Origin of the sequence: Bradyrhizobium sp. HKCCYLR20261 (assembly GCF_051168435.1) — a bacterium.
Lineage (GTDB): Bacteria > Pseudomonadota > Alphaproteobacteria > Rhizobiales > Xanthobacteraceae > Bradyrhizobium.
Genome location: NZ_JBNPUZ010000004.1, coordinates 487214 through 512789, shown reverse-complemented (window position 1 = coordinate 512789; position 25576 = coordinate 487214). Strand labels below are relative to the sequence as shown.

The window sequence follows — 25576 nt, the reverse complement described above, 5'->3', positions numbered from 1 at the left end:
AATATTCATAAGCTTGCTTATCATATCCGAGGCTCATTACAGCCAAAGCTTAGTTCCCTCCGATCCCGAATCGAGACACTCATGAGCCGCACCTCTGCGGACGCGAACTTTCTGTTTACCCTCGGCGAGCTGCAGCGCCTGGTGCGCGCCTATGCCGACAAGGAGGCCGCGCGCTTCGGCATGACCAGGGCGCAATGGGCCGTGCTGGCCAAGGTCGAGCGCAACGAGGGCATGAAACAGTCCGAGCTCGCCGAGCAGCTGGAGATGCAGCCGATCACCTTGACGCGGCTGATCGACAAGCTGGCGGACGCCGGCCTGATCGAACGCCGCGGCGACGACACCGACCGGCGCGTCAACCGGCTGTATCTGAAGAAGGCGGCACGCCCGCTGCTCGCCAAGCTCGGCGTGCTCAAGGCCGAGCTGACCGACACCGCCCTTCAGGGCATCAGCGCAAGCGATGCCGAGCGGCTGATGACCCATCTCGAAGCCATCAAAGAAAATGTGAGAAACGCCCTGCAGTCCCTGTGTGACGAGCAGCGAAAGGAGCAGCGCTATGGCTGAGCCAGCCCTGAAACTCGCCCCCGAACAGAAGGCCAGCCCGGACGCGGCGCCGCCGGCGGTCGCCGCCGCGAAGCCGGCGCGTCCCGGAGTCCTGCGCCGCTACCGCCGCACCTTGCTGCTGGTGGTGCTGCCGCTCGTGGCCGCGATCGGCGGCTTCGTGCTGTATCTCAATGGCGGCCGCTACGTGACCACCGACGACGCCTATGTCGGCGCGCAGAAGGTGCTCATCACGCCCGACATCTCCGGCAAGATCATCAAGGTCCTCGTCAAGGAGGGCCAGCAGGTGCAGAAGGGCGACGAGCTGTTCGAGATCGACGCGGTGCCCTATCGCCTCGCGGTCGACCAGGCCAAGGCGGCGCTGGCGCAGGCGCGCACGGCCTATGACAACCTCACCGCCAACATCAAGATCTACGGCCAGATGCTGGATCTCGCCAATCAGGGCATCGACCTCAAGCAGAAGGACGTCGAGCGCAAGCAGACGCTGGCCAAGAACAATTTCGGCTCGCAGCTCGATCTCGACAATGCCGCCAACGCGCTGGTGACGGCCGGCGCGCAGGCGCAGTTCATCAAGCAGCAGCTCTCCAACGCGAAGACCCAGCTGCTTGGCAATCCCGAGCTGCGGCTGGAGGAATTCCCGCCCTACATCCAGGCCAAGGCCAAGCTAGAGGACGCGCAGCGTGATCTCGACCACACGATCTTGCGTGCGCCGATGCCGGGAATCGCGACGCAGGTCGACCAAATCCAGCTCGGCCGCTTCGTCGCCGCCGGCACGCCGGTGTTCTCGGTGATCGACATCAGCAATCCCTGGGTCGACGCCAACCCGAAGGAGAGCGACTTCACCTATGTCGCGGTCGGCCAGCCGGTCGAGCTCGACGTCGACGCGTTCCCGAACCACCGCTTCAAGGGCACGGTCGGCTCGCTGTCGCCGGGCACCGGCGCGCAGTTCGCGATCCTGCCGCCGCAGAACGCGACCGGCAACTTCGTCAAGGTGGTCCAGCGCGTGCCGATCCGGATCTATTTCGACAAGAACGACAAGTTCGTCGCCAAGCTGAAGGCGGGCATGAGCGTCAACGTGTCGGTGGACACCGGCCACGAGCGCACGCTGGCCGGGCTGTTCGGATCGGCGCACGCCGCCGAGAAGGAATAGCGCGATGAATGCGCCTGCAACCTCATCGGCGGTTCCCGGCTTCCGCCGGAACATGGTGACGATCTGCGCCATGACGGCGACGATCATGCAGGCGCTCGACACCACCATCGCCAACGTCGCCCTGCCCTACATGCAGGGCACGCTGTCGGCCTCGACCGACCAGATCAACTGGGTGCTGACGTCCTACATCGTGGCCGCGGCGATCATGACCGCGCCGGTGGGGTGGATCGCCAACCGTTTCGGCCGCAAGCGCACCTTCATCATCTGCTCGGCCGGCTTCACCATCGCCTCTGTCATGTGCGGGCTGGCGCAGGACATCACACAGATGGTGCTGTTCCGCCTCCTGCAAGGCGTGTTCGGCGCCTCGCTGGTGCCGCTGTCGCAAGCCGTGATGCTCGACTCCTACGCGCTGCACGAGCGCGCCAAGGCGATGGCGATCTGGGGCATGGGCGTGATGCTCGGCCCGATCATGGGACCTTCGCTCGGGGCGTGGCTGACCGAGACCTATTCCTGGCACTGGGTGTTCTTCGTCAACCTGCCGTTCGGCGCGGTCACCGTGCTCGGGCTGATGGCGTTCATGGAGGAGACCAAGCCGAATGCCGAGCTGACCTTCGACTGGTTCGGCTTCATGGCGCTCGCCATCGGCATCGGCTCGCTGCAGATCGCGCTCGATCGCGGCGAAGACCAGGGCTGGCTCGAGAGCAACGAGATCATCATCGAGTTCATCGTCGCCGCCGTCGGCTTCTACTACTTCCTGGCGCATTCGCTGACGACCAAGCGGCCGTTCATCCAGTTCGCGCTGTTCAAGGACCGTAATTTCGTCGGCGGCTGCGTGTTCATGACGGTGATGGGCCTGGTGCTGTTCTCGACCATGGCGCTGTCTTCGCCATACTTACAGAACGTTATCGGCTATCCGATCATCACCGCGGGCGTGCTGCTCGCGACCCGCGGCTGCGGCACGTTCGCCGCGATGATGCTGGTCGGGCGTCTGCTGCGCTACATCGAGGCGCGCACCTTGATCATCGTCGGGCTGTCGCTGACGGCGCTGTCATTGTTCCAGATGACGGCATGGACCGACCAGACCGGCGTGCCCGAGATCATCACCATCAGCATCATGCAGGGCTTCGGCTTCGGCCTCGTCTTCGTGCCGCTGTCGACTGTCGCGTTCCTCACCCTGCCGGGCGAGTTGCGCACCGATGGAACCTCGATGCTGACGCTGGTGCGCAATGTCGCAAGCTCGATCGGCATCTCCATTGCGATTGCGCAGCTCACCGAGGGTACGCGGCGGAACCACGCGATCCTGGTCGAGCACATCAACCCGTTCAATCACGCTCTGCAGATGCCGAACGTGGCCGGTCTGTTGAACCTCTCCACCGATGCCGGTCGTGCAATGGCCGACGCGATGGTGATGGTGCAGGCGCAGATCCTGGCGTTCTCGCACGACTACCAGCTGGTGATGACGTTCATCCTGGTGTCGATCCCGCTCGCGGTGATGATCGGCTCGACCCGCACAGCATTACGCGCGCAGTCAGCGCCGGCCGATCATGCCGTGATGGAGTAGTTAACCAACCGATGTTCCCGGCACGGAAAAAGCGTGCGCTATTCGGACGCAGTGTGGCGGGAGTAGCAAAAAGGTGACCGCGACGTGATGGATTTGTAACTTCAATCCGGCGCGTTTCTCGCTATCTTATCGATACCCCACTCGGCCCTGCGTATGAGTTGCGCGCAGGGACTGCACCTCATGAGCGCCCCACTCGTGACGTGCCGGGCGGGGGCGGTGGCTCCTCCAGCGCCGCCCCCAGCCCCCGGGGGAATTTTTCCCGCAGATGCGGTGGATCTGTTCTCGCCGGTCTGACTTTCCTGCGCACACCGGTTCTTACAATCACGTACGGTTCTTGTCGCGCGACCGCGTCAACATCGAGCCTGCCTCAAGTGAGATCACGCGGTATGGGTCCCGGATCTGCGCCCGCCAACGCTGTCGCGTTGACGGGCTTGTCCGGGACGACAGCGGAGTTTGATGCGGCCTTCGCGCTCTCTCCTTACGGTGCTGGCGCGGACACCGGCAGCGGCTCGATCGTGCCGGCGCCATTCGCGGTCTTCGCCTCCGCCTTCGGCATCACGATGCCCGCCAGCGCCTGCACCGGATCATCGCCCGGCTTGAAGCCGGACTGCACCAGGATCTCGTCGATCAGCGGCTTCAGCGCATGCACGCGGAGCAGCTCGCCGGCGAGGCCTTCGCCGAAGCCGACATTGCCGCCGCCGGCACCATTGCCATTGCCGCCGAAGGCGCCGCCGGTGTGCAGGATGCGGACGTCCTTCAGATTGGCGATCGGCTTGACCATCTCGCCCAGCGCGGCCGGCATCGTCGCGATGCGCTGCTTGGCGAGCTCGAAATCGATCACGTTGCTGCCGAGCTTGTTCTGCGCCTCGTTCTTCAACAGGATCACGGCGGCTTCGGCTTCGCCGATCTCGCGCACGCCGGCGGCCTTGATCTTGTTGGCCTCGGCTTCCGCTTCGGCGAGCGTCTTGGCCGCCTCGCCGCGATCGACCGCTGCGCGCTTCTCGGCCTCGGCCGCGACCGTGATGCCGGTCGAGCGCTGCTCGGCCTCCTTCCGCGCGGCCATGACCGCGGTCTGGCGTTCGCGGTCGGCGATCTCGATCGCGCGCGCCGTCGTCACCTTTTCCTCGGCCGACACCGCCAGCGCCTCGGCCGCCTTGGCGACGGCGCGGGCTTCAGACGTCTCCTTGCTCTTGGTCGCGATCTGGATGTCGTTGTCCTGGGTGGCGATCTGGATCTCGCGGTCGGCGTCGGTCTTGCGCCGGTTGATCGCGAGGTTGGATTCGATGGTCGCGGTCTCGCGCACCTTCAACGCTTCGGCTTCGCGCTGGGCGATCTTCTGCTGCGCCTCGATGCGGGCGTTCTCCTCGGTCTGCCACGCCGTCTGCGTCGCGCTCGCCACCTCGGCGCGGGTGCTCGCGGTCTTGTTGGCGATGTCGCGCTCCTGGCTGAGCTCGGCCTCCTTCTTGGTCCGCTCGATCGTCAGCGTGAGCTGGCGCGCCTCGAGGTCCTTCTGGGCGATCGCCACCTCGTTGTCGCGCACGATCGCGTTGCGGTCGCGGCGCCGCGTCTCGGTGACGGTCTTGAGCCGCGTCAGGCCCTCGGCGTCGAAGAAGTTCTCGGCGTTGAAGAACGATATGTCGGTCTGGTCGAGCTTGGTCAGCGACACCGATTCCAGCTCGAGGCCGTTGGACTGCACGTCGGCCTCGACCGCAGCCTGGACGTGCTTGACGAAATCCGAGCGCTTTTCCTGCAGGTCCAACAGCTCCATCGTCGCCGCGACCGAGCGCAGGCCGTCGACGAACTTCGCCTCGACCTGGTCGCGCAGCAATTCGGCATTGTTGGTGACCGCGCCGAGCGTCTGCGCGGCAAGCGCGATCGAATCCACATCGGGCTTCACCCGGACATAGAACTCGGCGTCGATGTCGACGCGCATACGGTCCTTGGTGATCAGCGAATCCTTCTTGGAGCGCTCCACGCGCAGCCGCAGGGTCTTCAGATTCACGCGCGCGATCGAGTGGAAGATCGGCAGCACGACGGCGCCGCCGTCGAGCACGACTTTCTTGCCGCCGAGGCCGGTGCGCACGAACGCCTCGTCGCGGGTGGAGCGGTGATAGAGCACGGCGAACACCGTGCCGAGGACGACGAGCAGCGCGACGCCGATCGACGCGGGAACAATGAGATCGAACATGGCAGAGATCACTTTCTGGACGCTGAGTCCGGTTGTGACGGGACGAGTTCGTCGGCTGCGGCGATCGCGATGAAGCGGCCGTCCTTGCGGTCGACGAGAAGAACCGATGCGCCCACCGGCAGCGGCTGCGAGCCCGGCGCGGCGGAGGCCGTCACCGCGTGCCAATTGCCGTGGACGTCCTTGACGCGGACGCGCCCGGGCAGCCCGCCGTCGAGCGGGCCGACCGCGACCTCGCCGGTGCGGCCGACGAGATCGGACAGGCCGACCGCGTAGCTCTCATCCTGCGGGATCAGCCTGGAGGCATAACGCGTCGAGCTGCGCAGCATCGGCACGGTGGCAGCAGCGGCGAGCACGCCTGCGGCCGAAGCTGGCAACGGCAATGCGAGCAGCCGGGCGACATCCTGGATGAGGAAGCCCGTGATCGAGAAGATGCCGAGGCCGAGCAGGATGCAGATCATCAGCGGCACGCCGCCGACATTGATCCAGGACAGCACGTGACTGATCCCGGTGCCGTTGCCGTCATGCCCGAGATCGACGGTCTGGCCGAGCAGCTCGCTGATCGACAGGCCGAGCAGCATCGAGCCGATCTCGACGCCGCCGACCAGCACGATCATCACGGCCGCGACCGCAAACGGCCGCACCTCGGGCTGCATGAAATGGTCTAACATGGTCATGGGACGGTGCGCCCCTGCCCGCTCAGTTCTGCGACTTCAGACGCGCCAGCCGCTCGGCAATGTCCCTGTCGCGCTTCAGCTTCGACAATTCGTCGATATCGGGCGACGGCGGAATGCCCTCCGGCACGCCGGTGGCGCGAGCGATCGCGCGTGACGCGCGCGTGGCCTTGGCAAGGCCGGCATCCTCGGTCTTGCGCGCGGCGGACTTCGGCTGCTGAGCCATCGCCTCGCTGCGCTCGAGCTCGGCGAGGCGCGCCTGCGCATCCTGCAGGCTGGAGAGGATTGCGCGCAGGCTCGTCAGCACCGCGTCGACGCGCTCGGCATTCTCGTCGATCGCCTTCGACAGCACCTCGAACTGCGCTTCGAGGTCCATCTGGCGGGCAATGCCGGCGCGGGCGAGATCGTCGCGGTTCTCGCCGATGGCGACGCGGATCTGTTCAGCCAGAGCGACGGTCTCGCGCTCGATCTCTGCGCGGCGCGCATTGAGCCGGTACTCCTCGGCGCGCGCGGAGGCGAGGCTCTCGCGAGACTCGCGCTCGGCCTGCTCGATCTCGCGAATCGCCTGCTTGACCAGCGCGACCCTGTTGTTGTCCTCGGCCTTCTCGATCGCGCCATAGGCGATCCCGGCGATGAGGCGCCCGGCGCGTGACAGGAGCGTGTCGGGAGCCGGCGCGTGTTCGGCGAGCATGACGTGGTCCTTTCGTGGGCTGACGTGTTGGCGTGACGCTGCGGTGACACCGAAATGAACCTCGAAGTCACCGTTATCGGTACGAACGAGCTGCGCCGGCGTCGCGTGCGGCCAGCCCGCGGCATAGCCGGTCACCTCGAACGGAATCGTGACACGGCCGAGCGCGGTGCCGAGCGACAGCGTGCCGGCATCCCTGACATTCACCAATCGGTCGTCGAGCGGCAGCCGCGGGTTCGATGCCGCCCGATACGCCGCGCGGTCGCGTAGGCCGAGCGTGACGAGCCGCGACGGCAGTCGGGTGGCCTTGCGGATGGGGTCATAGGCATGGCCATGCAACGCGACGAGATTGGCGCCGATGCCCTTCGCGCTCGCGATATCGTCGAGCATGTCCATCATCCGGGCATAATCGGCGAACGTCGCCTCGACGGCGTCGCGGGCCTCGGGCGTGAGCGCGAGACGGTAGCGAACAGCCTGATCGTACCGGCTTCCGGCCATGGAGAACATCAAAGCACTGTTATTGTGCTTTGGCAAGCCGTCCGTGGCTCCGAGGACGCCGCACCTTTCCGTGACCACACCGAACGCCATGCCCATGTTGGTATGTCGCTCTGACCTCCCGGGCTGGTTTGAGGGGCGACCAAACAATCTCTGGTGATCGTTAAGAGGGGCGCGGCGTGATGAGCGGCAAAATGCTCGAAAGCAATCTGATGGCCGCTCCGTTCGCTTCGATTGTCACGAAGCTGCGTCTCCACGTCCGGGATCGTCCCGGCCAAGCCCTGTCGTCGCGCAGCGACGGCAGGGCGCAGAGCCGGGATCCATAGCCACAGGCCGTCGTGTCGCGACGGCTCGGAGTGGCGATCGTGCCTCGAACACTGCCCGGGATTATGGGTCCCGGATCGGCGCCGCGACGCGCTGACGCGCGTCACGGCTTGTCCGGGACGACATCGAATTTGTAGCATCGCGTGGCAAACCCGACGCTGCAGGCGCGATTAGCTATCAGCGGCCCTGCACAACGGTGCAGCCGGCAACCAGATCAATCCAACAGATCGCGGCAGCCGAGATCGTCGACGGCAAGGAAGATCCGCTCCAGATTATTCCACCAGATGATCGGCGGAATGTTCGCGGTCCACTGCCACACCGGCTTGGTGATCTGCCACAGCACGCCGTAGCGATAATCGTCGTCGAGCGCGGCGCGGCTGTAGCCGGTCACGCCATGGCCGAGCAGGGTTTCGTGATAGCATTCGAGTAGATCACGCTCCACCTGCCGGCGGCGCTCGGGATACCACTGCAAGCCCATCAGATAGGCGAGATCGTTGGCGCCGACATTGATCCGCCACTGGTCGAAGTCGAACACGCGCGCGCGGTCCGCCACGCCTGGCTTGGCGAGCAGGAAATTCCAGCTATGCGCGTCGCCATGCGCGATCGTGAGGTGACGGTGCGAATGATAGCGCGCCAGCAGTCTTGGCGTGGACGCGATGAAGCGCCGGTAGATATCGCGTCGGTCGGCGCTCAGGCGATCACCGAGCAGCGCGGTGAAACGTTCGAGATGGCCGGCGAGTTGCGCCATGACCTCGGCCATGGAAGCGGGCGCGATGAATTCGCCGATCGTTCGGCCGAGATCGGGATGGTCCCACCACGCCGCGTGCAGGCGCGCCAGCGCCTCGACGATGTCAGCAGCCTGCGCCGATGTCGGCGGCAGCGGCCATTCCGTCGCGACCTCATGGCTGTCGGTCAGATCCTCCAGCAGCAGATGCCAGTCCTGGCCGTCGCCATCCCAATGCGCACCGAAACAGCGAGGCACCAGCTGGTGCGGCAGATGCGGCGCCACGTTGGTGTAGAACGCAACCTCCTGGCGACCGGCCCGCCACAGGGTCTTGGCAAAATTCTCCTGCGCGATCTTGAGGATCAGCGTGCGCGGGGCATCGGGAGCCGGACCGTCATAGCTGACGCCAAGCCGGATAATCCGCGAGACGATGATGTCACGCGCGCTCAGTACGGCGACCTCGCGCACGGCGCCCACATCGAGCGCGCCGGATGCACGTAACGCCTCGGTCAGGCACGCGGGGGACAGGACAGATGGCAAGGCCGGCGACGTCATCAGGAGCCGTCCTTCGACGGTTACAGCACCTCCGACTCTAACGGAAAATCAAGACAGTGCTATTTGATCGGCGCCCGCGGCAGCACGGTGTCGCCGATCTCCATGCGGTAGACGTGATCGAGCGAGTACCAGGGCGCGGTGACCTCGGGCTCGGTCGGATGCGGTTCGTCGTGGCGGATGAAATTGCCGAGCAGCGCCTTGGTGACGCCGAACTGCACGTCGCTGTCGATGTGCGGGTCGTTGGGGTCGTAGACCTGCGAGATCAGCACCTTGAAGCCTGGCTTGACGATCAGCGCATGCAGATGCGCCGGGCGATAGGGATGGCGGCCCTGCGCCTTCAACAGGCGGCCGACGACGCCGTCCGTCGGAATGGGATAGCCGACCATCATGACGGAGCGAAACCAGAAGCGGCCGTCTTGATCGGTTAAGAGCTTGCCGCGGAGGTTCATGTCGGCCTGCTCGGGATCCTGGTTCTCGTAGAAACCCACCGGCGAAGCGTGCCAGACGTCGACCTCGGCGCCGGCGACCGGCGCACCGTTGGGATCGACCACGCGGCCCCGCACGAACAGCGCCGGCCCGGGCGTCGGCGAGCGCAGGATCGAGCCGCCGTTCTCGGTGCGCGGGGAGTTCAGCCGCCAGAACGGGCCGAGCAGCGACTGCGCGGTCTCGGTGTTGCCGCCATCGCCATTGTTGAGCAGGCAGACCAGCGGCGAGACGCCGAGCGAGCCGGCCATCAGCACGACTTCGTTGTGCGTGTCATTGGTGCGCTGGCCGAGCTCGGCGATCACAGCGGCGGCCTCGCGGAATTCGGCCTCGGTGAGCCTGATGTCGCGGACAAAGCCGTGCAGATGCTTGACCAGCGACACCATGATCTCGCGCAGCCGCGGATTGGAGGTCTGCTCCATTACCGCCAGCACAGCGGGGGTAACGTCCTGTTCGCGGGAGATGGTCATGGTCAGGTCTCCGTCATTCCGGGGCGACGCGCCCGCGTCGAACCTGGAATCTCGATTGCAAGACTCATCTCCAGATTCCGGTTCAGCCCTGCGGGCTGCACCCGCTGCTTCCCCTCATGGTGAGGAGGCGCGAAGCGCCGTCTCGAACCATGAGGCCCCTGCACGGGCCTCATCCTTCGAGACGCCCGCCGAGAGGCGGGCTCCTCAGGATGAGGGTTGAGAGTGTCAGTTGATCGTCTCGACCGCCAGCGCGACGCCCTGGCCGACGCCGACGCACATCGTGGCCAGCGCGCGCTTCCCGCCACGGACTTCGAGGCCGTGCACGGCGGTCATCGCGATGCGCGCGCCGCTCATGCCGAGCGGATGACCGAGCGCGATGGCGCCGCCGTGCGGATTGACGAAGTCGGCGTCCTCGGCGACGCCGAGCTGGCGCAGACAGGCGATGCCCTGTGACGCGAATGCCTCGTTCAGCTCGATCAGATCGAAGTCGGTGATCTTCAGGCCGAGCCGCTCCAGCAGCTTGCGCACCGCCGGCACCGGCCCGATGCCCATGATGCGCGGCGGGACGCCGGCCGATGCCAGCCCGAGCACGCGCGCGCGTGGCGTCAGGCCGTGCTTCTTCACGGCGGCTTCCGAGGCCAGGATCATCGCGGCGGCACCGTCATTGACGCCCGATGCATTGCCGGCAGTGACGGTGCCCGGATTGCGCACGATCGGCTTCAGCTTGGCGAGGCCTTCGAGCGTGGTCTCGGGGCGCGGATGCTCGTCCTTGTCGACGATGATGGGGCCAGCCTTGCCGCCGGGCACCGACACCGGCGTGATCTCCGCGGCGAAATAGCCCGAGGCGATCGCCTGGCCGGCGCGCTGCTGGGAGCGGATGGCGAACGCGTCCTGATCGGCGCGCGACACCTGGAATTCCTCGGCGACGTTCTCGCCGGTCTCCGGCATCGAATCCACCCCGTACTGCTGCTTCATCAGCGGATTGATGAAGCGCCAGCCGATCGTGGTGTCGAAGATCTCAGCCGAGCGCGAGAACGCCTCGGTGGCCTTGCCCTGCACGAACGGCGCACGCGTCATCGATTCGACGCCGCCCGCGATCGCGAGATCGACCTCGCCCGAGCGGATCGCGCGGCCCGCGGCGCCGACCGCGTCGAGGCCGGAGGCGCAGAGGCGGTTGAGCGTCTGGCCGGGAATGGAGTCGGGGAGCCCTGCGAGCAGCAGTGCCATGCGCGCGACGTTGCGATTGTCCTCGCCGGCCTGGTTGGCGCAGCCGAAGAACACCTCGTCGACCGCGGCCCAATCGAGATTCGGATGCTTGGCCTTCAGCGCCTTCAGCGGCGTCGCCGCGAGATCGTCGGTCCGCACCTTCGCCAGCGCGCCGCCGAAGCGCCCGATCGGGGTCCGCACCGCATCACAAATGAACACGTCTCGCATCGCTCTCTCCCGGGGGGTGTTTCTGGTCAGAATTGACGGCGGTTTTAGGAGTGCGATGGGGGCAGGTCAAATGACGGGAACGCGGGGTGGCATGCGTGGAAATTGAGGAGGCGAGACCATCGCGCCGCGATCGGTGCGCCCCCTCTCCCGCTTGCGGGGGAGGGCTGGGGTGGGGGCGCGGCTCGGGTGGTGATCGAGGGGTGCATCGTGTGGAGGGAGGCCCCCACCCGCTTCGCATCTTCGATGCGAAGCGACCTCCCCCGCAAGCGGGGGAGGTGCAATCGCTGCCACTGCCCGAAGCCACGTTTGGCGCACACCGCCGCTCCACCCTCGCCGTCATTCCGGGGCGGCGCGCGCAGCGCGGCGAGCCCGGAATCCATCGGGCTGCACGACCCGCCGCACGATGGATTCCGGGTTCGTGCTGCGCACGCCCCGGAATGACGCCGGTGGTCCTCTCCGGCACCGGCCAGGGCCAAAATTGCCATCGTGGAAAACCGGGACATCGCCTGCAAAGCGGTAGGACCGTCCCGGCAAATTGGCTAGTTTCCGCGCCATGACGATACAGCAGCCCATCTCCGCCCCGGTTCCGCAAGAGTCGGTGTCCTCGGCCACGCCCGCCGAGGCGCCGGCCAAGCTCACGCCGATGATGGAGCAGTATCTCGACATCAAGGCCGCGCATCCCGGGCTGATGCTGTTCTACCGCATGGGCGATTTCTACGAGCTGTTCTTCGAGGACGCCGAGGTCGCATCAAAAGCGCTCGGGATCGTGCTGACCAAGCGCGGCAAGCATCAGGGCGCGGACATCCCGATGTGCGGCGTGCCGGTCGAGCGCTCGGAAGATTATCTGCACCGGCTGATCGCACAGGGCATCCGCGTCGCCGTCTGCGAGCAGATGGAGGACCCGGCGGCGGCGCGGGCGCGCGGCAACAAGAGCGTGGTCAAGCGCGGCGTCGTGCGCGTGGTGACGCCGGGCACGCTCACCGAAGACAATCTGCTCGACGCGCGCGCCAACAACTATCTGCTGTCGATCGCGCGCAGCCGCGGGTCGTCCGGCGGCGACCGGCTCGGGCTCGCCTGGATCGACATCTCGACCTCGGACTTCATCGTCACCGAATGCGCCTTCGCCGAGCTGACGGCGACCTTGGCGCGCATCAATCCGAACGAAGTCATCGTCTCCGACGCGCTGTACTCGGACGAGGCATTCGAGCCGGTGTTGCGCGAGCTCGCCGCGGTGACGCCGCTGACGCGGGACGTGTTCGACGGCGCCACCGCCGAGCGGCGGCTGTGCGATTATTTCGCCGTCGCCACCATGGACGGCCTCGCCGTGCTGTCGCGCCTGGAAGCGACCGCGGCCGCCGCCTGCGTCACCTATGTCGAGCGCACGCAGGTCGGCCAGCGCCCGCCGCTGGCGCCGCCCGCGCGCGAGGCGACCGGCAGCACCATGGCGATCGATCCGGCGACGCGCGCCAATCTCGAACTGACGCGCACGCTCGCCGGCGAGCGCCGCGGCTCGCTGCTTGACGCCATCGACTGCACGGTGACCTCGGCCGGCTCGCGTCTGCTGGCGCAGCGCCTCGCTGCACCCTTGACGGAGCCGGCGCAGATCGGCCGCCGGCTCGACGCCGTGAACGTGTTCGTCGCCGACAGCGCCGCGCGCGAAGACATCCGCTCCATCCTGCGCGGCGCGCCCGACATGACGCGCGCGATGGCGCGGCTGTCGGTCGGCCGCGGCGGGCCGCGCGATCTGGCAAGCCTGCGCGACGGCATCCTCGCCGCCGACCAGGCGCTGGCGCGGCTCTCCGTGCTCGACCAGCCGCCGCAGGAGATCGCCGCGGTGATGGCCGCGCTGGCGCGACCGGCACGCCCACTGGCCGAGGAGTTCGCCCGCGCGCTCGACGAGCAGCTGCCGCTGATCAAGCGCGACGGCGGCTTCGTTCGATCAGGCTATGATGCGACGCTCGACGAGACGCGCAATCTGCGCGATGCCTCGCGCCTCGTCGTCGCCTCGATGCAGGCGCGCTACGCCGACCAGACCGGCGTCAAGGCGCTCAAGATCCGGCACAACAACGTGCTCGGCTATTTCGTCGAGGTCACCGCGCAGCACGGCGACAAGCTGATGTCGCAGCCGTTGAACGCGACCTTCATCCATCGCCAGACGCTGGCCGGTCAGGTGCGCTTCACCACCTCCGAGCTCGGCGAGATCGAGGCGAAGATTGCGAATGCCGGCGAGCGCGCGCTCAATCTCGAGCTCGAGATCTTCGACCGGCTCTGCGCGCAGGCGCTCGCGATCGGCGACGATCTGCGCGCCGCCGCGCACGGCTTTGCGATGCTCGATGTCGCGACCGCGCTCGCCAAGCTCGCGGTCGACGACAACTACGTCCGACCCGAGGTCGACGGCTCGCTCGGCTTCGCCATCGAGGGCGGCCGCCATCCGGTGGTCGAGCAATCGCTGAAGCGCGAGGGTCAGCCGTTCATCGCGAACTCCTGCGATTTGTCGCCGACGCCGGGGCACAAGAGCGGACAGCTCTGGCTGCTGACGGGTCCGAACATGGCGGGCAAATCGACCTTCCTGCGCCAGAACGCGCTGATTGCCCTGCTGGCGCAGATCGGCTCTTTCGTACCGGCGAGCCGCGCCCGCATCGGCATCGTCGACCGGCTGTTCTCGCGCGTTGGCGCCGCCGACGATCTCGCGCGCGGGCGCTCGACCTTCATGGTCGAGATGGTCGAGACCGCGGCGATCCTCAACCAGGCCGGCGAGCGTGCGCTGGTGATCCTCGACGAGATCGGACGCGGCACCGCGACGTTCGACGGCCTCTCGATCGCCTGGGCCGCCATCGAACATCTGCACGAGAGCAACCGCTGCCGTACGCTGTTCGCGACGCACTATCACGAACTCACCGCACTCGCGGCCAAGCTGCCGCGGCTGTTCAACGCCACGGTGCGCGTCAAGGAATGGCAGGGCGACGTCGTGTTCCTGCACGAGGTGCTGCCGGGCTCCGCCGACCGCTCCTACGGCATCCAGGTGGCGAAGCTCGCGGGCCTGCCGCCGGCGGTGATCAGCCGCGCGAAGTCGGTGCTGGCGAAACTGGAGGCCGCCGACCGCGGCCAGAACGCCCGGGCGCTGGTCGATGATCTCCCGCTGTTCGCGGTGCCCTCGCGCGCGGCGGTGGAGCCCGCGATGTCGAAGGAAACGGAAGAGCTGATCGCCGCGGTGAAGGACCTGCATCCCGACGAGATGACCCCGCGCGAGGCGCTGGATGCGCTGTATCGACTGAGGGCGAAGCTGCCGAACAAATAACCGGTGTCATTCCGGGGCGCGCGTAGCGCGCACCCGGAATCCATCCCTCGTCGGAACATGCGGCCCAATGGATTCCGGGCTCGCGCTTCGCGCGCCCCGGAATGACAATGGAGGGTGGGATGCAGCTCGTCCCAAACTCTCCGTCATTGCGAGCGCAGCGAAGCAATCCCGGGGCTCGGGTGGGACTCTGGATTGCTTCGCTCGGAATGACGGTGGAGAGAACGACTTGAGGCTGCGGCGGTTCGTCGGGCGGATGGCAGCAGGCCAACGGCATGCTCGTCAGCAATGACAAGAGCGATGTCCGCTTTCAAAACCGGGACGAGACTGCCATCCTGGCGAGATGGCAACGCATTCTCGAACAGTGCTGTCTCCCACCTTGACCGCCAAGCTCTCCGCGCTGGCATCCGCTCGCGAGAACTGGGATGACGAATTGCCTATGATCCTGGCGGAGCTCTCGGCTGTGCCACATCACTCAGTCGTCCTGGCTGCGCGCGAGATCGCGCTCGCGGTACGTCTCGGCTGGCAGCCACTCCTCATGGATCGGCTGATCGCTCGATTTACTGGTGAGCCGATCTATGTCCGCGATCTCGCCCTCATGCGGCGCGCTCCAGATTATGCGTGGATCTTCCTCTTTCATCCAAGCGGCCATGTTCGAGAGGCGGCCCTCGATTGGTTGCAACGACCACCAGCCTCCCCGTTCTTTCTCGCCGCCGTGGCATGGCGTTTGAACGATTGGGCCGAACCGGTCAGGCGCGCCGCCGCGCGCTATGTGCAGCGCGTCCAGCGGCAGATTGCCCCCGATGTGGCAGCAAGCAGTGCACCGTATCTCCTCGACCGCCGACACAGCTGGGGACGCTGGGGCAGCAGCGAAGCCGACCTGCTCGACGACGTTTTCGGCAGGCCGGACGTGCTGCCGATCATCGCCGGCTTTCTGCAACGGACAGCCAACGGCTCGCTCGCCAGGTATCTGCGTCTCGTGGTGCGCTATCCTGCCATCGATCAGTATCTGCCCGCGCTGGCCGCATCGGCGATCCAGCCGCAGGTCACAGCAATTGCCTATCGCTGCCTTCTGACCGGTAGCGTCACTTGGTTTGCGGGCTACGGGTGGGAATGGATCGACAAGGTCTACGGCATCAGGAAGCGCGTTCCGAAATTCAATCACCGTCCCCTGCAGGACATCGCACTGCCGCCTGATCTGTTCTGGCAGGCGGCACGCGATGCATCGGTGATCGTGCGGCGTGCCGCAGCCGATGCACTGATCGCGAGTCGTACGACCGTCCCTGACGAAGATCGGCTGATCGCCCATTTCGAGCAGGACAAGAACCCATCGGTGCGATCGCGCGCCGATTTCCTGCGTCGACATCCACGTCCATCGTAACGATCAGACGCGCGCCGCCTTCCTTCGTCCCAGCCACCACAGGCCGAGATTCCAGCCGACGCAGGTGGCCAGCGCTCCACTGAGGCCCGCCACTGCCCCGAGATGCAGGCTGCCGAGATGCAGCACGATCACCGCGAGCGAGAAGCCGATCAGGCCCCAGGCGCCGTTGGCCATGACCGCGGCCGTTGCCGGTCCGCCGATGCGCGGCTGGAGGATCAGCATCATCGAGGTGAAGACGATCGGAAACAGCGCGAGGATCCCGGAGACGCTGGGACCGGCCCAGCCGGAGACCGAGGTGACGGTGGCGACGAGTGTTGCGACCAATGAGGCGCGCAACGGCACGTCGTACCAGCGCCGCGTGATCAGCGGCATCCTGGCGTGGCGATAGCGCTGCAGCAGCGGCAGGCAGATCGCGAAGGTGACGATGTTGGCGACGATGCCCATCAGGAGCGTCCACTGCACGCTCTTGATCAGGGACGCGAGACCGAGCCACACCGCGACGGCGGTCGCGCTCGCCACTCCCACGCTGTGGCGTTGCGCCAGCACGGCGTAGGCGAGGCTGAGGAAGATGGTCGCGGCGTTGATCGGCAGGCTGGTCAGGGCGCCCTGCGCGATGAAGGCGGCGTCGTGGTCGAGCGCCAGGAAGACGTAGGTCGGGCCGGCCGAGATCGGCAAGGTCGCGACCAGCGCGCCGATCACCGGACCGGTGCGCTCGGCGATCATCGAGGCAGATACGACGAACGACGCCGCGATCGCCATGCGCAGGCCGAGGACGAGCAGGAAGGACGGATCGAGGGACATGTTCAGCCGTCGTCCCGGGCAAGCGGACCGCGGCGATGCGCGAGCATCGCCGCGGGGAGCGCTGACCCGGGACCCATAACCACAGGCGGTTACGGGAAGGAGAAGATCGGAGTGACCAGCGGGGCCAGCCATGACCGACGGTGGTTATGGGTCCCCGCGTTCGCGGGGACGACACCGTTGCTGAGGGCTACGCCGCCACCCGCTTCAGACTCACCGACACCTTCGGGCCATTCTTGATGGTCTGATAGACCACGCAATAGCGCTCGGTGAGCTTCAGCAGCAGATCGAGCTTGTCCTGGGGGGCGTCGGTGTCGAGCTCGAAGCGCAGGCGGATTTCCTGGAAGCCGACCGGGGCCTCCTTGTCGACGCCGAGCGTGCCGCGGAAATCGAGATCGCCTTCGGCCAGCACGAGGCCGCTCTTCAGCGGGACCTCGACGGCGGTCGCGACCGACTTCAGGGTGACGCCGGCGCAGGCGACCAGCGCCTCCAGCAGCATGTCGCCGGAGCACAGCTCGAGGCCGGAGCCGCCGGTGGCGGGATGCAGGCCGGCGACCGCCAGCGCGCGGCCGGTCTCCAGCTTGCAGGTCAGGCCGTCACCGCCGACCTCGCCCTTGGCCTTCAAGGTGATCACGGCGGCGGAGGGGTCAGCCTTGTAGCGCTCCTTGATCGGCGCCTGCATGGCGCGCAGCTCGGCAGCATCCATTGTCGTTCTCTCCCGGAGTCATTTCAGGAGAGATGTACCGGGCGATCGCTCAGATGTCACCACCACAGCCCGCCGCCGGGCTCACGCCTGCCCTGCGTATCCGGCACCGTCCGATCGAGCGACCTGTCGAGCGCCGTCAGCACGTGGCGCTTGAACTGCTCGAACAAAGGCGCGTTGCGGTCGCGCGGCCGCGACAAATTGATGGTGATCTCCTCGAACAGCCGCCCGGGATGCGGCCGCATCACCAGCACGCGGTCGGCGAGCACCACCGCCTCCTCGACATCGTGAGTGACGAGGATCAGGGTCGGACGCGTGTCGGCCCAGAGGTCGAGCAGGTGATCCTGCAGGTCCTTCCGCGTGAAGGCGTCGAGCGCGGAGAACGGCTCGTCGAGCAAGAGCACCTCCGGCTGCGCCACCAGGGCGCGGGCGATCGCCACGCGCTGCGCCTGGCCGCCGGAGAGTTCGCGCGGCCAGACCTTGGCCTTCTCAGCGAGGCCGACACGATCCAGCGCGCGGGCGACGCGCTCGCGGCGCTCGGCCGCGGGCAGCTCGGACAGGCCGAAGCCGATATTGTCGGCCACCGTGAGCCAGGGCAGCAGCCGCGGCTCCTGGAAGATGATGCCGACCTTGGCATGCGGGGCCGAGATCGCCTCGCCATCGAGCGTCACGCTGCCGGCGCTGGCGCGGTCGAGCCCGGCGATGGCGCGCAGGAGCGTCGACTTGCCGCAGCCGGAGCCGCCGATGATGGCAACGATCTCGCCGAGCTGGATCTCGGACGAGAACCGTTCCAGCGCATGCACGCCGTTCGGATAGACCTTGGTGACGGAGGCGAGCTGCAGCATCAGGCCGCTCCGCCCTGGCGCGCAAAACTGTCCTGCCAGCGCAGCAGCGGCGCGGTGGCGATCTCGAGCAGCCAGTCGGTCGCCTTGCCGATGATCGCGAAGATGACGATGGCGGCGACGATCTGCGCCGGCTTGCCGAGCTGCTGGCCGTCGATCAGCAGGTAACCGAGGCCTTCGGAGGCACCCATGAACTCGGCGGCGACGACGAACATCCACCCGAGGCCCAGGCCGACGCGCAGCGCCACGACATAGGCCGGCAGCACGGCAGGCAGCAGGATGCGGCGGATCATCGCCGGTCCTGAGAGCCGGAAGACGCGGCCGACCTCGACGATCTTGCGGTCGACGGACAGGATCGCGCCGGTCAGACCGAGATAGACCGGGAAGAACACGCCGACCGCGATCAGCGCCACCTTCGAGGTCTCGAAGATCCCGAGCCAGAGGATGAACAGCGGCACCCAGGCGATCGACGGAATCGCGCGCAGCGCCTGGATGGTCGGATCGACCAGCCGGCGAGCGAGGCTCCAATAGCCGCAGATGCCGCCCAGAAGCGTGCCGGCGGCAACGCCCAGGCCGAAGCCGATGCCGACGCGGGTCAAGGTCATGGTGATGTGGCGGGCCAGCTCGCCGGAGCGGGCGAGCTCGGCGATGGTGGAGAAGACCTTTGACGGCGGCGGCACCAGGCGGCCGTTCGACCAGCCGGCCCGGACAGCGAGTTCCCAGGCGAGGGCGAGGGACAGCGGCAGCAGCAGCCCGAGCAGCGGCCGCGCCAGACGCGCGGCCCAGGGCTGGCTGGTGGTCTGCGGTGTGGCCGCCGCGGCGGGGGCCTGAAGTTCGACGGTCATGGCCATAGTGAGAACAGCGTCTCGCGTGGGAATGCAAGGCGGGGTGACGGGCGTATGCCGACGGATATCAGCGCGCGCCTGTCAGGGTTGAGCCGACAACGGCGCCTCAATCTCGGTGTCGTCCCGGCCTCCGAGCCGGGACCCATACTCCGCGGCGGGTGTGGCGAGGCGAGATGCCGCTCCAGCGGTGCCCCACAACAGCTTTCACGGAGTATGGGTCCCGGATCGGCGCCCGACAACGCTGTCGCGTTGGCGGGCTTGTCCGGGACGACACCGGTGTTTTATCGCGCCACCGTTTTCTGTCGCGCTCACCTTGCTGGTAGCGCGAGTTGCGGCACGCGCGAGTCTGAGCGCTTTCGTAGGCGTAGGCCGCCCTAGTTCGTCGGCAGCGGGACCTGGTCGTCGATCAGCGCGTCCAGCGTCGCCTTCACATCCACCTTCGCATCGACCACGCCTGCCTGCTGCAAAGCGAGGCCGGCGGCGAGGATGGAGTCCCGCTGCGGCGCGCCGATGCGGCTGTGGGTGAGCTCGGTGCGCTCCTTGAGCTGCTTGTCGACGACAGTCTCCGGCAGCTTGGTGACCGCGATGAACGTCTTCTTCAGGTCGTCGTAATTCGCCAGCGCATCCTTGCGCGCGACCTCGTAGGTCGCCAGCACGCGGCGGACGATCTCGGGATTGTCCTTCAGGAACTGCTCGCGGACATTGAGGATGCCCCAGGTGTTGGCGTCAGCCTTGCGGTAGAACAGTTTTGCGCCTTCCTCGACCTCGGCCTGCGCCATCATCGGATCGAGCCCGGCCCAGGCGTCGACGTCGCCGCGGATCAGCGCTGCCTTGCCGTCGGCGTGCTGCAGCAGCACCGGCGTGATGTCCTTGTCGGTGAGGCCGGCGCCGAGCAGCGCGCGGACGAGGAAGATGTGCGGGTCGGTGCCGCGGGTCACCGCGACGCGCTTGCCCTTGAGGTCGGCGACTGAGCCGATCTTGGAGTCCTTGCCCGTCACCAGCGCGGTCCATTCGGGCCGCGAATAGACGTAGATCGACTTGATCGGATTGCCGTTGATCCGGGCGACCAGCGCGGCGGAGCCGGCGGTCGAGCCGAAATCGAGCGAGCCAGCATTGAGGAACTCGAGCGCCTTGTTGGAGCCGGCCGACTGCACCCAGGTGACGGTGATGCCGTCCTTGGCGAACTCCTTCTCGAGCAGCCCCTTCTGCTTCAGGACCAGCGACACCGGATTATAGGTCGCCCAATCGATCCGGATTTCCTTGGGCTGCTCCGCGGCTGTTGCAACGCCGCATCCCAGTAGAACCACGGCCGCAAGCCCGGCCAAGGCGCGCCTCGACAATCCACCCATCGTCAACCCTCCTGCTGTAAAAACATCGTTGTTGTTTCAACGCGTTATGCCAGGGCTCAACGAGAATTGCTTTTCCTTTGCGGGGCGGATCGAAGCACGATCATCATCCGCCTTGGGCCGGTGACAGCATGGATCGATTGCTGCATTGGAAGTTTCGTGACAGCACAGGCCTTGTTCGATACCGGTTGCATCCATGGACAGCGTCGCCCCCCAATCCCATCCCGATGGCCTCTCCGATTTCGACAGCGCCGGCATTGCGGCCGCCGTCGACACGCTGGCCAAGCAGCACTCCGGCCGGGAGGACATGTTCCGCGCCGCCGTGGTGCAATTCCTCAAAGCCGAGCTGGTCAAGGCGCGTGCCGCCGCCCAGGCCCAGCTGTTGAAGGATCGGCACGGACGGCGCTGCGCCGAGCAGCTCTGCTTCGTCCAGGACGAGATCATCCGCATCCTCTACGCCGCGGCCACCCAGCACCTGTATCGTTCGGAGGTGCCGAGCGGCGCCGAGCGCATGGCCGTGGTCGCGACCGGCGGCTATGGCCGCGGGCTGATGGCGCCGGAGTCCGACATCGATCTGCTGTTCATCCTGCCCTACAAGCAGACCGCCTGGGGCGAGCAGGTCGCCGAGGCCATCCTGTATTCGCTGTGGGACATGGGCCTGAAGGTCGGCCACGCCACCCGTTCGGTGGATGAATCGATCCGCCAGGCCCGCGGCGACATGACCATCCGCACCGCGATCCTGGAGACGCGCTATCTCGCCGGCGACAAGCCGCTGTATGACGAGCTGGTCCAGCGCTTCGACAGCGAGGTCGTGCAGGGCACGGCCGCCGAGTTCGTCGCCGCCAAGCTCGCCGAGCGCGAGGAGCGGCATCGCCGCGGCGGCCAGTCGCGCTACCTGGTCGAGCCCAACGTCAAGGACGGCAAGGGCGGCCTGCGCGACCTGCACACGCTGTTCTGGATCGCCAAATACGTCTACCGCGTGCGCGAGACCGCCGAGCTGGTCGAGCGCGGCGTGTTCGACGCGCATGAATACCGCACCTTCCGGCGCTGCTCGGACTTCCTGTGGTCGGTTCGCTGCAATCTGCACTTCGTCAGCGGACGCCCCGAGGAGCGGCTGTCATTCGACCTGCAGCGCGAGATCGCGGTCCGGCTGGGCTACACCAGCCACCCGGGCATGCAGGATGTCGAGCGCTTCATGAAGCACTACTTCCTGGTCGCCAAGCAGGTCGGCAACCTCACCGCCATCCTGTGCGCAAAGCTGGAGGACCAGCAGGCCAAGGCGGCGCCGGTGCTGAGCCGGATGATCTCGCGCCTGACCACCGGCTCGACCTGGCGGCGGGTGCCGGAGAGCGACGACTTCATCGTCGACAACAACCGCATCAACCTCGCCGCTCCGGATGTCTTCAAGCACGACCCGGTCAATTTGATCCGCATCTTCCGCCTCGCGCAGAAGAACAACCTCGCCTTCCACCCCGACGCGATGCGCGCGGTGACGCGCTCGCTCAACATGATCAACACCGAGCTGCGCGAGAATCCCGAGGCCAACCGGCTGTTCATGGAGATCCTGACCTCCAACGACGCCGAGACCGTGTTGCGGCGGATGAACGAGACCGGCGTGCTCGGCCACTTCATCAGCGCGTTCGGCCGCATCGTCTCGATGATGCAGTTCAACATGTATCATCACTACACGGTCGACGAGCATCTGATCCGCTGCATCGGCTTCCTGCAGGAGATCGAGCGCGGCGGCCATGATGAGTTCGTGCTCGCCTCCGATTTGATGCGCAAGATCCGGCCCGAGCACCGCGCCGTCATCTACATCACCGTGCTGCTGCACGACGTCGCCAAGGGCCGGCCGGAGGATCATTCGGTCGCCGGCGCCAAGATCGCCCGGCGGCTGTGCCCGCGGCTCGGCTTCAACAATGCCGACACGGAGCTGGTCGCCTGGCTGATCGAGGAGCATCTGACGATGTCGACGGTGGCGCAGTCGCGCGACCTGTCGGACCGCCGCACCATCGAGAAGTTCGCCGCCGTGGTGCAGTCGGTCGAGCAGATGAAGCTGCTGACGATCCTGACCACTGCCGATATCCGCGGCGTCGGCCCAGGGGTCTGGAACGGCTGGAAGGCGCAGCTGTTGCGCACGCTGTACTACGAGACCGAGCCGGTGCTGACCGGCGGCTTCTCCGAGGTCAACCGCGCCAAGCGCATCACCGCGGCACAGGCCGAATTCCGCAACGCCTTCACGGATTGGCCGGAGGACGAGCTCAACACCTATATCGGCCGGCACTATCCGGCCTACTGGCTCAAGGTCGAGCTGCCGCGCAAGATCCGCCATGCCCGCTTCGTGCGGTCGAGCGAGGATGCCGGCCACAAGCTCGCGATCAATGTCGGGTTCGATCCGGCGCGCGGCGTCACCGAGCTGACGATCTTCGCGATGGACCATCCCTGGCTGCTGTCGATCATCGCCGGCGCCTGCGCCTCGGCCGGCGCCAACATCGTCGACGCCCAGATCTACACCACCACCGACGGCCGCGCGCTCGACACCATTGCGATCTCGAGGGAATATGAGCGCGACGAGGACGAGGGCCGGCGCGCGACGCGGATCGGCGAGACCATCGAGCAGGTGCTGGAGGGCAAGCTGCGGCTGCCCGATGCGGTGGCGCGGCGGACGACGCGCGGCAAGCAGCACAAGGCGTTCTCGGTCGAGCCCGAGGTCAGCATCAACAATCAATGGTCGGAGCTCTACACCGTCATCGAGGTCTCCGGCCTCGACCGGCCCGGCCTGCTGTATGAGCTGACCACCGCGATCTCGAAGCTGAACCTGAACATCGCCTCAGCCCATGTCGCCACCTTCGGCGAGCGCGCCCGCGACGTGTTCTACGTGACCGACCTGCTCGGCGCCCAGATCAACGCGCCGACCCGGCAGGCCGCGATCAAAAGTGCGCTGCTGCATCTGCTGGCCAGCGACGACGCAGCGGCTCAGCCGGCGGCGTGACGAGAGAGGACCTGTCGGCGCAGCCATTGCGGCCGTCGGCGCGGGCATGATTGAGGGGGCCGGCAACGCCGCCGGTCTCGAATGGCTTGGGGGAGCCGAACCATGGCATTGATTGCAAACATCGTCGTCGGGCTGATCGGCCTGCTGCACGTCTACATTCTCGTGCTCGAGATGTTTCTCTGGACCAAGCCGGCCGGCTTGCGGGCCTTCAACAACACGCCGGAGCGCGCCGAGGCGACCAAGGTGCTCGGCGCCAACCAGGGCCTCTACAACGGCTTCCTCGCTGCCGGCCTGTTCTGGGGCCTGGCGCATCCGGCGCCCGCTTTCGCGTTCCAGATCAAGATCTTCTTCCTGCTCTGCGTGCTGGTCGCCGGGCTCTACGGCGCGGCCACTGCCAGCCGCAAGATCCTGTTCATCCAGAGCGTGCCGGCGGCGATCGGCCTGGTGCTGGTCTGGCTCGCGGGCTGAGGCACGCCGCATCGTCAAAACCGCTGTCGTCCCGGACAAGCCGTGACGCGCATCATCGCGGCGCCGATCCGGGACCCATAACCCCGGTCAGCGTTCGAGGCAGGATCGCCACTCCGAGCCGTCGCCACACGACCGCCTGTGGCTATGGATCCCGGCTCGGCGCCCCGCCGTCGCGACGCGACGCCAGGGCTTGGCCGGGATGACACCGAACTTGTTGCCAGCCGGGCACGTCATGGCGACATCGCCGGAACCGCACCCGCCCATTCCCTCGCCTTGCGCCGGCCACCCCGTTCCTCCACACTCCCTCCCAGCGATGGCGTCCCTCGGGGCAGACCAGCCGCACAACAAATCAGGAGGAACGATAGACCCCATGCGACAGGGAATTTTCCGTTTTGCCGGTGCGGCCGCGTTGGCCGTCACCCTCTCCGCCACGTCAGCCCAGGCCCAGAAGAAGTACGATCCCGGCGCGTCCGATACCGAGATCAAGGTCGGACAGACGGTGCCGTTCTCGGGCCCCGCCTCGGCCTATGCCTCGATCGGCAAGACACAGGCCGCCTATTTCAACATGATCAACGAGCAGGGCGGCATCAACGGCCGCAAGATCAAGCTGATCCAGTATGACGACGCCTATTCGCCGCCGAAGGCGGTCGAGCAGGTGCGCAAGCTGGTCGAGGACGACGAGGTGCTGCTGACCTTCCAGATCATCGGCACGCCGTCCAACGCCGCCGTCCAGAAATATCTCAACGCCAAGAAGGTCCCGCAACTGTTCGCGGCCACCGGGGCTACCAAGTTCACCGATCCGAAGAACTTCCCCTGGACCATGGGATACAATCCGAACTACTTCACCGAGGGCCGCATCTACGGCCAGTACATTCTGAAAGAGCATCCCAGCGCCAAGATCGGCGTGCTCTATCAGAACGACGACCTCGGCAAGGACTATCTCAACGGCATCAAGGCCGGCCTCGGCGACAAGGCCTCGATGATCGTCGCCGAAGCGTCTTACGAGGTCTCCGATCCGACCATCGATTCCCAGCTGCTCAAGATTAAATCGGCCGGCGCCGACCTCTTGTTCTCGGCCGCGACGCCGAAGCAGGCCGCTCAGGCGATCAAGAAGCTGCACGAGCTCGACTGGCACCCCGTGCACATCGTCGACATCAATGCGACGTCGGTCGGCGCCGTGCTGCAGCCCGCGGGACTGGAGGCGTCGAAGGGCGTGATCTCGGTCAATTACGGCAAGGACCCGCTCGATCCGCAGTGGAAGGACGATCCGGGCATGAAGCGCTATTTCGAGTTCATGGCCAAGTATTATCCGGACGGCGACAAGAACTCGAACTTCAACACCTATGGCTATGGCAACGCCGAGCTCCTGGTGACGATCCTGCGGATGTGCGGCGACAATCTCACCCGCGAGAACGTCATGAAGCAGGCGGCGTCGCTCAAGGACGTCGTCGGAGATCTGTCGCTGCCGGGCATGAAGATCAACACCTCGCCGACCGACTACCGCGTCAACAAGCAGCTGCAGATGATGAAGTTCAACGGCGAGCGCTGGGAGCTGTTCGGCCCGATCCTGGAGGACAAGGGCGCGGCGGGTTAGTTCGGCTGACG

19 protein-coding genes are annotated in these 25576 nt (G+C 66.6%); 8 read left to right on the top strand and 11 right to left on the bottom strand.

From position 1 onward, the window contains the following. Positions 1-81: 81 nt before the first annotated feature. The 3 genes from ACQR1L_RS12350 to ACQR1L_RS12340 are packed head-to-tail and all read left to right on the top strand — an operon-like array spanning position 82 to position 3269. Positions 82-561, top strand: a complete 480-nt coding sequence (locus ACQR1L_RS12350) for a MarR family winged helix-turn-helix transcriptional regulator (protein ID WP_434858222.1) — start codon at positions 82-84, stop codon at positions 559-561. Continuing rightward, positions 554-1708, top strand: a complete 1155-nt coding sequence (locus tag ACQR1L_RS12345) for an HlyD family secretion protein (protein ID WP_434858221.1) — start codon at positions 554-556, stop codon at positions 1706-1708. Before ACQR1L_RS12350 ends, ACQR1L_RS12345 begins: the two co-directional genes overlap by 8 nt. Before the next feature lie 4 nt (positions 1709-1712). Further along, positions 1713-3269, top strand: a complete 1557-nt coding sequence (locus ACQR1L_RS12340) for a DHA2 family efflux MFS transporter permease subunit (protein WP_434858220.1) — start codon at positions 1713-1715, stop codon at positions 3267-3269. 478 nt (positions 3270-3747) lie between these two features. Here ACQR1L_RS12340 and ACQR1L_RS12335 read toward each other — a convergent pair whose 3' ends face one another. The 6 genes from ACQR1L_RS12335 to pcaF form a co-directional block, all read right to left on the bottom strand. Then, positions 3748-5457, bottom strand: a complete 1710-nt coding sequence (locus tag ACQR1L_RS12335; RefSeq protein WP_434858219.1) for a flotillin family protein — start codon at positions 5455-5457, stop codon at positions 3748-3750. An 8-nt stretch (positions 5458-5465) separates the two neighbouring features. Next, positions 5466-6131 (bottom strand): OB-fold-containig protein, encoded by a 666-nt coding sequence (locus ACQR1L_RS12330; RefSeq protein WP_434858218.1) that lies wholly within the window; start codon positions 6129-6131, stop codon positions 5466-5468. Between the two features lie 22 nt (positions 6132-6153). Continuing rightward, complete coding sequence (locus ACQR1L_RS12325; RefSeq protein WP_434858217.1) at positions 6154-7323, bottom strand: PspA/IM30 family protein; 1170 nt, start codon at positions 7321-7323, stop codon at positions 6154-6156. A 526-nt stretch (positions 7324-7849) separates the two neighbouring features. Next, on the bottom strand, positions 7850-8914 hold the full coding sequence (locus tag ACQR1L_RS12320) for a phosphotransferase (RefSeq protein WP_434858216.1): 1065 nt from the start codon (positions 8912-8914) through the stop codon (positions 7850-7852). 59 nt (positions 8915-8973) lie between these two features. Beyond that, positions 8974-9867, bottom strand: coding sequence for a dioxygenase (locus tag ACQR1L_RS12315; protein ID WP_434858215.1), 894 nt, complete (start codon positions 9865-9867; stop codon positions 8974-8976). A gap of 225 nt (positions 9868-10092) precedes the next feature. After that, entirely contained in the window at positions 10093-11301 is a 1209-nt protein-coding gene (gene pcaF, locus ACQR1L_RS12310) for a 3-oxoadipyl-CoA thiolase (RefSeq protein ID WP_434858214.1), read from the bottom strand. Positions 11302-11854: 553 nt separating this feature from the next. Between pcaF and mutS the strand changes: the two genes are divergently transcribed. Together mutS and ACQR1L_RS12300 are read left to right on the top strand one after the other, a co-directional pair. Further along, complete coding sequence (mutS, locus tag ACQR1L_RS12305) at positions 11855-14599, top strand: DNA mismatch repair protein MutS (protein ID WP_434858213.1); 2745 nt, start codon at positions 11855-11857, stop codon at positions 14597-14599. A gap of 376 nt (positions 14600-14975) precedes the next feature. Next, a complete protein-coding gene (locus ACQR1L_RS12300; RefSeq protein ID WP_434858212.1) occupies positions 14976-15977 on the top strand; it encodes a hypothetical protein in 1002 nt (333 codons plus the stop codon). A gap of 3 nt (positions 15978-15980) precedes the next feature. Here ACQR1L_RS12300 and ACQR1L_RS12295 read toward each other — a convergent pair whose 3' ends face one another. The 5 genes from ACQR1L_RS12295 to ACQR1L_RS12275 all read right to left on the bottom strand — a co-directional run bounded on the left by ACQR1L_RS12295 (position 15981) and on the right by ACQR1L_RS12275 (position 20514). Next, positions 15981-16778 (bottom strand): hypothetical protein, encoded by a 798-nt coding sequence (locus ACQR1L_RS12295; protein WP_434858211.1) that lies wholly within the window; start codon positions 16776-16778, stop codon positions 15981-15983. A 187-nt stretch (positions 16779-16965) separates the two neighbouring features. Next, positions 16966-17481 carry an OsmC family protein gene (locus ACQR1L_RS12290; RefSeq protein ID WP_434858210.1) on the bottom strand — a complete coding sequence of 172 codons (516 nt, stop codon included), beginning with the start codon at positions 17479-17481 and terminating at the stop codon, positions 16966-16968. A 56-nt stretch (positions 17482-17537) separates the two neighbouring features. Then, the gene (locus ACQR1L_RS12285; RefSeq protein WP_434858209.1) at positions 17538-18323 is read right to left on the bottom strand and encodes an ABC transporter ATP-binding protein; all 786 of its coding nucleotides are present in this window, start codon (positions 18321-18323) and stop codon (positions 17538-17540) included. Then, positions 18323-19171 (bottom strand): ABC transporter permease, encoded by an 849-nt coding sequence (locus tag ACQR1L_RS12280; protein WP_434858208.1) that lies wholly within the window; start codon positions 19169-19171, stop codon positions 18323-18325. Before ACQR1L_RS12280 ends, ACQR1L_RS12285 begins: the two co-directional genes overlap by 1 nt. Before the next feature lie 368 nt (positions 19172-19539). Continuing rightward, positions 19540-20514, bottom strand: a complete 975-nt coding sequence (locus ACQR1L_RS12275) for an aliphatic sulfonate ABC transporter substrate-binding protein (protein WP_434858207.1) — start codon at positions 20512-20514, stop codon at positions 19540-19542. A 193-nt stretch (positions 20515-20707) separates the two neighbouring features. On the opposite strand from ACQR1L_RS12275, the gene ACQR1L_RS12270 reads away from it, so the two are divergent. The 3 genes from ACQR1L_RS12270 (at position 20708) to ACQR1L_RS12260 (ending at position 25565) form a co-directional block, all read left to right on the top strand. Beyond that, entirely contained in the window at positions 20708-23503 is a 2796-nt protein-coding gene (locus ACQR1L_RS12270; RefSeq protein ID WP_434858206.1) for a [protein-PII] uridylyltransferase, read from the top strand. 102 nt (positions 23504-23605) lie between these two features. After that, on the top strand, positions 23606-23971 hold the full coding sequence (locus ACQR1L_RS12265) for a DUF1304 domain-containing protein (protein ID WP_434858205.1): 366 nt from the start codon (positions 23606-23608) through the stop codon (positions 23969-23971). 370 nt (positions 23972-24341) lie between these two features. Continuing rightward, positions 24342-25565, top strand: a complete 1224-nt coding sequence (locus ACQR1L_RS12260) for an ABC transporter substrate-binding protein (protein WP_434858204.1) — start codon at positions 24342-24344, stop codon at positions 25563-25565. Positions 25566-25576: the final 11 nt, after the last annotated feature.